General features: G+C 33.2%; 7 protein-coding genes. 4 read left to right on the top strand and 3 right to left on the bottom strand.

What is annotated here, in order from left to right; genetic code table 11:
• Window positions 1–318: PadR family transcriptional regulator (locus K6343_05950; protein ID MEF3245499.1), on the top strand; the 318-nt coding region annotated here is incomplete at its 5' end.
• A gap of 27 nt (window positions 319–345) precedes the next feature.
• Here the strand turns inward: K6343_05950 and K6343_05945 are convergent.
• Both K6343_05945 and K6343_05940 read right to left on the bottom strand, forming a co-directional pair.
• Window positions 346–2817, bottom strand: coding sequence for an O-antigen ligase family protein (locus tag K6343_05945; protein ID MEF3245498.1), 2472 nt, complete (start codon window positions 2815–2817; stop codon window positions 346–348).
• Between the two features lie 37 nt (window positions 2818–2854).
• A complete protein-coding gene (locus tag K6343_05940) occupies window positions 2855–4831 on the bottom strand; it encodes an O-antigen ligase family protein (GenBank protein MEF3245497.1) in 1977 nt (658 codons plus the stop codon).
• Between the two features lie 77 nt (window positions 4832–4908).
• On the opposite strand from K6343_05940, the gene K6343_05935 reads away from it, so the two are divergent.
• The 3 genes from K6343_05935 (at window position 4909) to K6343_05925 (ending at window position 6728) form a co-directional block, all read left to right on the top strand.
• Window positions 4909–5166 carry a hypothetical protein gene (locus tag K6343_05935; GenBank protein ID MEF3245496.1) on the top strand — a complete coding sequence of 86 codons (258 nt, stop codon included), beginning with the start codon at window positions 4909–4911 and terminating at the stop codon, window positions 5164–5166.
• 976 nt (window positions 5167–6142) lie between these two features.
• Window positions 6143–6391 (top strand): type II toxin-antitoxin system HicB family antitoxin, encoded by a 249-nt coding sequence (locus K6343_05930; protein ID MEF3245495.1) that lies wholly within the window; start codon window positions 6143–6145, stop codon window positions 6389–6391.
• Window positions 6369–6728 carry a type II toxin-antitoxin system PemK/MazF family toxin gene (locus K6343_05925; protein MEF3245494.1) on the top strand — a complete coding sequence of 120 codons (360 nt, stop codon included), beginning with the start codon at window positions 6369–6371 and terminating at the stop codon, window positions 6726–6728. Before K6343_05930 ends, K6343_05925 begins: the two co-directional genes overlap by 23 nt.
• A gap of 69 nt (window positions 6729–6797) precedes the next feature.
• Here the strand turns inward: K6343_05925 and K6343_05920 are convergent, their stop codons facing one another.
• Window positions 6798–8069 (bottom strand): ATP-binding protein, encoded by a 1272-nt coding sequence (locus K6343_05920; GenBank protein MEF3245493.1) that lies wholly within the window; start codon window positions 8067–8069, stop codon window positions 6798–6800.
• Between the last annotated feature and the right edge of the window lie 480 nt (window positions 8070–8549).

The following is an 8549-nucleotide window of genomic DNA, read 5'->3' as shown; positions in this document are numbered from 1 at the left end:
ACCTTTTATGTGCTTCACCTTGTTTATGATAAGCCGATGTATGGAGAAGCAATCTCAAAGGATGTTTCAAATCTTCTTTTAAACTTATGGAAGCCAAGTCCCAGTTTTATGTACCCAATTCTTAAAAAACTCGAAAGGCACGGCCTTATAAAAGGAAAATGGGACTATACAGAAGCACACCCCCGATACATCTATGAAATTACAGAAAAAGGGAAAGGTGAATACTTGAAATACAAAGAAGTATTCAAAGACAGACTTGAAGAACTTGTTAATGTGCTTGAAAAAGTAAGAAAAGAAGTATTTGGAAAAGATTCGTAATTTACCATTACTATAAAAATCTCTTTACTACTTTTGAATGGTAATCTTTACTTCAGCATACGAAAGAACATTTCCAAACTTTCCTTGCATAAATTTTGGTGAGGCAGCGTATACCCTCAAAGTATACGTGCCTAACGATAAACCTTCTACCTTATAATCATAAGAAAGTGTTTTAGGGTCAAGTAAAGAAGCAATGAGCTTTGACTCATCCTTCCCATAAAGATAAATCGTGTAATATTCGGTATTATTAAAGTTCGAAGGAACCCACTGAATTTTAATTACATCGCCTTCTTTAAAAACCATACTATCCTGAGGATTCACAATAGTTAAAATAGGTGCATATTTCTCAAATTCTGTTTTCGCGTCTTTAAGGGCAGGATTATACTTAACTGCAAAGAACAAGTTTCTTACTGCTTCTTGTAGCATGCCTTTTGCTTTGTAAACCATACCTAACCTAAAATAGGCAATAGCATTTTTACCATCTGCCTCAATTGCAAGGTTATAATTTTTAATGGCATTATCATAGTCTTTAAGTTCTTCATATAAAGAGCCGTATACAAAATAGGTATCTGCAAGTATACTTTTGTTTGCATAACCTTGGGCGATAATAGAATTTCCGAGGTTAAAAGCCTTATCAAGTTCAAGTTTTGCCATATTTGTGTTTTTTTCAATTGTAAGATAAGCCAAAGCAAGCGAAGAGTGAGCTCCTGGATCAAGTGGATTTGACATCACACTTTCTTTAAACTCACTAATTGAGTTCTTATCGTTTGTTTGAAGGTAGAGTTTCCCAAGCTCGTAATGGTAAATAAAGAATGTAGGGCATCTTTGAATAGCAGCCTTATACTCACTAACTGCATCATTTACATAAGAAGAAGGATTATTAACATTTGGCATAACAACTGAAGTGTAGTAATGTGCAAGGTCGTAGTGCGGTTTTGCATCAAGCGGGTTAAACGCAATCGCATTTTTATATAAAGAAATAACTTCCGTTGGGTAGGCTTTTCCAATCTTTGAGGTTGCAATTCTATCTAAGTTTGCAGAAAGAAATGAAAATAGAAGCATCAAGAGCAAAACCATAAAAGATATCCCTAAAATTATTGTGCGGTTTATAAAAACCAATTCACTTTTCTTTATTTTTGTTTCTTTAGCTAAGACTTCCTTTTTGAAAAATTCTCTTATAGGACTTCTAAAGTCAAATGTAGTTTTTTCACCTTTGGAAAATACCAAACCAAACACAAAGAAAAATAGCATTGGCATAAACATAAGCGACCAGTCAAAATCAATAAGTGCATGGAGTAAAACTCCTACAATTCCTGCAAAAAGCCCAGAAAGAAGTGGTGAATAATGACCTTTTACAATCTTTAAGCCTTTTACAAAAAGAAACCCTATCAAAAAAAGAAAAACAACGCCACCAACAATACCTTGCTCATCAAGGATTTGAAAGAATATACTATGGGGGAATTTTGAAAAAAAGTATATAGACCTGTATTTTGCATAAACATACTGGTAAGTGCCACTACCAGTGCCAAATATGGGATAGTCTTTAAGGATATTTAAACTGTCTTTTATCATATAAAGACGGGTACCAAGAGATGACCATTTACTCCCTTCACCTTTTAAAAACAATAATAGGTCTTTAATTTTAAAAATAAGTCCATTAAAATTTTGAAGGAAAAAATCTTTTTTAATAAAGAACACACTAACTAAAACTACAAGAACAACTGCAAAATAGTAAAAACTAATTTTTAATTCCCTCTTTCTTAAAAGAGTTAAAAATAAAATTAGAGCAATAAAAAACGTAATTAAACTACCTCTTGACTGAGTTAAAAGAAAAGTTACAAGGAAAACAAGTGTAAGAACAATGTATATGACTTTTTTATAAAGTGAATTTTCTTTAAGAAGTTTTGAAAAGGAAACAAAAATTGGAAGTATCAAAAATGCACCAAATGTGTTTGAGTACTGAAGTGTAGAGGAGACAGCCGACCCTTCCATAAGACCAAAATCTTTTAAATATGTAAAAAAGGCACCCTGTAAATTAAACCTTTGTTGAAAAAAGGCAAGGAGCCCAAGAACTGATAAAGCAAAACTTAAAACCAATATTACATCGATAGATATTTCAAAAAGCGTATCTTTAGTTACACTGTTAAGAACTACATAAAAAAGCATTACATAGAGTGCTACCTTGTATAATTCTGTAAGAGTTGCAAAAAAATACACCGTAAAAAATAAGGAAACAAATGCAACCAACAAGAAAAGGAACATCGGCAACTCACTTCTATTTGTAATGAAAGGTTCACCTTTAACAAACTTAAGGTAAATAAAAAGAAATATGGGAGGTATTGCTAAAAGGAAAGTTAAATAAGTCTCCCAAAGAAAATACCCACCTTGAAAAAAAGCAGCAAACACAAGAGGAACAAAAGACAAACCTATTAGTAATGCATGCACATCAAATTTAGGAAGAGTTTTTGTATTTACATTTTTTACCTGTTTTTTAGCCATCTTAAAATATTTTACTAATTTAAAGAAAAAATAAAAATCAATTTGGCAGTTCTTTTAATAAATCACTAATAATCTTTTCTTTAATATCAAAAGTATTTGTGCTAAAAGTATGTGGAGTATTCGATTTACCGCTTGTTAAAGAAAGAAGTCTTGTTAATAGTGTTTTAGCTAAGTCTTTATTTCCCTTACAGAGTTCATAAACACCTTCTGCAAGAGTTAAATTAATATTTCTATAGTTGTATTCTTGTGCTTTGTCGAAATGCAAAGTTGCTTTACTACAATCTTTACCAATATAGAAGTATGCAATAGAAAGCCATGATTGTATTTCACTATTCGTTGGATAGAGCAGATCTCCCTCAATTAGGTAGTTTAAGGCAGTTTCTGTTCTCTCAGGAAGTGTGTATAACCCAAGTTTGTAAACTGGTCTATAATCATACCTATTCAATGAAAAGGATTTTTTAAACGATTCAATCATTTTATAGAATTCAGTTTCGTTAGGTTTGTTCCAAAGTAGACGAGATTGGAGTTCTCCAAGGTAAAAATAGTAGGTTGAGTTTTTTTGATCATAGGTAACTGCTTTCTCCATTAAATTGATGGCGCTTTCAGTTTCCTTACGCAAAAAAACACCCTCTCCCATTACTGCGTATCTTGAAGCAACTGTTTTAGGGAAAAGATCAAAAATGGCAACAAATAAAAGCATAAAAGAACAAGCAAAAACGGTGAACCTTTTTTGAGCACTAAAAGTAATGAAGTTTGGTTCAACAAGTAATGAAAGAACATAAAAGAGCACAATAAACATGATAGGATAAATATCAACATCTAAACACATATGGAAAACTAACCCTATTGCACCTGCAACTAACCCTTTAAGAATAACATCATCACTTTTTGTTGAAGTTATAAAGCCTTTAAGTAGGATAAAACCTACAAAACTAAAGAAGGCAATTGTTCCTATAAGGCCAGTTTCTGCAAGGAGTTTAAAAACCAATGAGTGTGGATCAATTCTAAAAGACTCTCCCACCCATTCGTTTATTGCAAAAGTGAATCTAAAAGTGCCAAGCCCAAAACCTACAAGAGGCCTTTTAAGAAAAATTCTTGTTGCAAGGTCGATAAGATGCACTCTATCCCAAAGAGAGGTATTGCTTGAAACCCCACTTACAAACTTTATAAGAATGTTTGTTTTTCCTATGTTTGCATAGATAATCTCTTTAGGTGAAGCAAATAAAATAAGTAAGAAGGCCCCTATAAGCACAGGTAAAAGTTCTTTTAAAACCTCTTTTACTCTCCCTTTAAAGACGATTAAAAATGCAATGCCTCCTACGATCAATGCAATGTATCCACCCCGAGACACAGTAAGAAAGAGTAAGAAAATGAAGAACATAGGGACAAAAGAGAATAAAAATTTCTGTTTTGTTCGTTTCAAATTAAGGTAAATGCCAAAACTCACATAAATTTGGAGCACAAGAAATGCAGCAAAAGTGTTTTGGTAACCCCAAATTGAAGAAAGCGCAACCCACTCATTGGGGTTTACAGCAATCGTATCAAAAAAGTGAGTATGAAAAATAGCATCAAACAAGATGCCAAACTCAGTATCATAGTAGTCAATATAACTTAAAATCCCAATAGCCATACCAAAAGCAACAAGTGCGTAAGCATAAAAATTTCTGTCATCTTTTGTTCTGATTGTGTTAATCATAACCACAAAAAGAAGAACTGGCGCAACAATTCGGTAAGTTTCCATAATGGAGTAGTATTTTAAAATTGAGAAAGGTATAAGAAATAAAAACGAAAAAACAAATGCTATAAGAAGAGGGCTAAAAGTAAATGCATGCACCAACCTTTCGCCCGAAAACAAAACACCTACAAATATTAAGAAGATTACAATTATGCCAAGTGCAAATAAATAGGAGTGCTCAATAAAAATAAGTTCGGAGTATTTTGAGATTTCACCTGCAATAAAAAGAAAAATAACCACAAGATAGGAAAGCACTTTTTTAATTTGCGTTTTTTCCATTAAGTCCCTCAAACAGTATTTAAACTAATAAAACTTACTTCGCCATTCAATAAAAAGCTCATTAGTCTATTTAAAGATTGCTTCAGTTTTATTATAACCTTTTACCAAATTATTTACAAATAAAAGTAAGCAACCATTTTATTACATCTAGAGCGGTAGGTTGTTTAGCAGCGGTTAAACTTAATGTTGTAGATATTTATAAGTTGCTTAACTATCCAAATAACTTTTTGATAACTTCAGCCTTAGAAACTTCAAGAATATTACCTAATTCATTTATAATTGCCTTAAGTGTGCCTATTTTTGTAGGTTTATATGCGGGTATTGTTATATTATGAGTCTTTCCATAAATCTTGGCTGTAAGACTTAAATAACTTCTACTCTGTCTTATGGAAATATAACAAAGTCTCTCAAGAGAATTTATTAATCCCCTATACCCTTATCCATAGGAATTTTCACATTGCATCAGTTTGTCCCCATTGTGCCCTTTTGTGATTACCTTGTCGTTCTGAACTTCTTACTTTGCATAAGCAAGTGCAAAGTCCAGCCGTCATTCTGACTAGCGAAGCCCCCACTTTGTCATTCTTGAGAGCGAACATAGTGAGCGAGGAAGAACTCTGTTGTTTGCCTTTATGGAGTCATTCTGCACTCATTTCCTTTACGAAGTCAAATGGCGTAAGCCCCTGCCGTCATTCTGAGGGCGTAAGCCAGAAGAATCTTGCTGTTTATTCCTTTTGGTGTTTGGGAGGCCTTGAGGTGGCGTCGTTTACCACCTCAAGTTTAAGATCCTTCGCAAAGACGGCTCAGGATGACAAGGTGTGAGAGTCATTCTGCGCTCTTTTCCTTGCGTAAGCAAGTGCGAAGCCGAAGAATCTTGCCGTTTTACTCTTTTTCATTACTCAAGGGGAGCCTTGAGGAGGTTCTTTCTACCCCCTCAAATAAGAGATCCTTTGCTACCACTCAGGATGACAAACAAAAAGCCTCAGGATTACGTTGCGGCGTCATTCTGACGAGCAAACGTTGTGAGCAAGGAAGAATCTCTCCTTTTTACATTCGATGTGGTATCACCCTCAACTTAAGGAAGAATCTAATCCGTTTATGTTTTTTAGTATTCGGGGGAGTATTGAGGGGGTGGTGTTTACCCCCTCAACTTCAAGATCCTTCGCTACCGCTCAGGATGACAGGGAGGTACGAGGGTGCTTCTTCAAGTGTTTCTTAATCCTCTTTCGGTGTTTTCTATATATGCTATTAACTCAAACCCGTAAATGAAATATAATGTTAATGCCAAATATAGATACCATAAAGAGGTGTTATATGAAAAACATAGCAAGTTTTACAGTAAGAATCCCTGCATCCTTACATAAGAAGGCAAAAGAGATCTCCAAAATAGAAAATAAATCCCTTAACGAAGTAATAAGAGAACTTGTAAAAGAGTGGCTGAAAAAAGAGGAAGAAAAATTGCTTTTTGAGGCATTTAGTAAAGTAGGAGAAGAAGATATAGAATATGCATTTAATGCACAAAAAGAGGTAATCTTTACAGATGAAAAGCCCAAAAAGATTTGAAATTTGGCTTGTTAATTGGAACCCAGGAAGAGGTTCAGAGCAAGAAGGCATAAGACCTTCACTTATCATCCAGACTGATGCAGGTAACTTAAACCCAAACTATCCAAACACAATTGTTTTAGCTATAAGAACGAAAGGAAGAGAGGTTCCTTTCCATATAAGAGTTAAACCATCGCCTACAAACGGATTAAAAAGTTTATCCTTCATAAAGTGTGAGCAAATTCTTACAATTTCAAAGGAAAGGCTTGTTGAGAAAATAGGAACATTAGAAGAGCACTATTTAAAGTCCATAGAAGATGCTATTAAACTTGTTTTAGGCTTAGAAGTTGGTATTTAATTAAAGGAATATTCAAGAAACTTAAGGTTTTTGTCAAGATGCATTTTGAATTTTTATATATCCATACAATTATAGTAGAAACCACCTCCAAATAGGAACAAAACGTATAACTTTGCCATTTTTTTCAACCTGTTTCTCTTCATCCCATGTTAGAATTGTAAGTAAATCCGCATCCAACTCCTCACTTGCTTCAAGAAGGCTCTTGAGCTCTCGCTGTTCAGTATAAACATCATAAGTATTCCATGAAACCTGTATTAGTTCTGTAACCTTCAAGTCTTTTTTGATTACAAAGTCTACTTCGCGGCTATTTCTTGTTTTATAATAGAACAAATCAATATTGGGTTTTAAACCTTTTTTTACAAGTTCAGTAAAAACCATATTCTCCATTAATTTACCTTTATTAGGGGAAACCATTATTGCTTTTGCATTTATGTAACCGTTATCAACCATATAAACTTTTTTTGGTGATTTTATTTTTTCACCAGTTTTGTAAGAAAAGCGCTCAAGGTAAAATACAAGATAAGCATCTTCTAAGTATTTAATATACTTTTCAACCGTCGTAACGCTTCTTAAAGATAAAACCTCTTTTAACTTTCTCAAACTGTAGTAACCCGAAAAGTTGTTAACAAGATAAGATGCAAGATCTACTATCTGAGAAGAAAACCTTACTTTATACCTTTTTACTACATCCTTAAAAAGTATTGAATCAAATAATATACTAAGGTATTCTTCTGAGTTTAAGTTCTTAACAACCACTTCGGGGAATCCACCTTCAATTAAATATTTTTCAACTAAATTTAAAATCTCTCCCTTCTTTTGTGGAATAGTCATTAGTTCATAATCTATTTTGTAATTTCTAGCAAGTAAAAACTCTTTAAAGTTAAATGGCATAATCTCAATTGGAATATGTCGCCCTGTTAAAACAGTTGCAAGTTCTTTACTTAGAAGATTCGCATTAGAACCCGTAACGATGAGGTTATACCCTTCACGTTTAAGTCGATTTACGAAAAGTTCCCAGTTTGGAAGATTCTGTATTTCATCAAGCAAAATTGTCTTTATGCCACCATAGACTGCGTGAAGCTCCTTCATTATCTCGTCAGGATTAACTTGAGAGAGCCTTCCAAAAATCTCATCATCAAAATTAAGGTAGATAAACGGACGGTCTTTTAGAAGCATAAAAGCAAAAACAGATTTACCTGCTCTTCTTGGACCAATGATAACTTTTACCAAATCAGACTCAAGCCATCTTTTTGCAAAATCTATTTTTTCTCTTTCTATATAGTCGCTAGTTATAAACCTCTCTTTTTCAAATTTTTGTCTTAATATAAGTTCTCTAATCATTTTTCCACATAAACTGGACAAAAATTACCAATTTTGTCCACTACAATGATTATATTGGACAAAAAAGAAAAGTCAAGAACTAAAATTACCCTGTAAAAATGACATCAAATTGCCTTATGCAAAATTAAATCATAGCTTTATCGTTTTTGTTTTTTTATGAAGTTAGAAACGATGTACTATAATTCTTCCCATCTTTTTCCGCTTATATTCTTTCCTAAAATGCTTTCTACTTCTTTTAACATAAACTTTAATTGGTGCACCGAGTATTCTTTATTTGATGGTATCGTTAAACGGTGGTTTTTTAAAATCATAAATTGATGTTTTGATCCAGCAAAAGGACCTTGAAAATCAAGTTTTTTTAGCTTATCTATAAATTAGCTTCTCTTAACGGGCTTCGACTTTGGTATCTATACGGTTCAGATTTATCTTATCAATAACTGGTAACTTATGCCCCATTTGAAGTCCAAGAAGTATCCAATC

The sequence above is a fragment of the Caldisericaceae bacterium genome (genome assembly GCA_036574215.1).
Lineage (GTDB): Bacteria > Caldisericota > Caldisericia > Caldisericales > Caldisericaceae > Caldisericum.
Note: the sequence above shows the minus strand (reverse complement) of the source record. Positions and strands in the feature narration are given on the sequence as shown.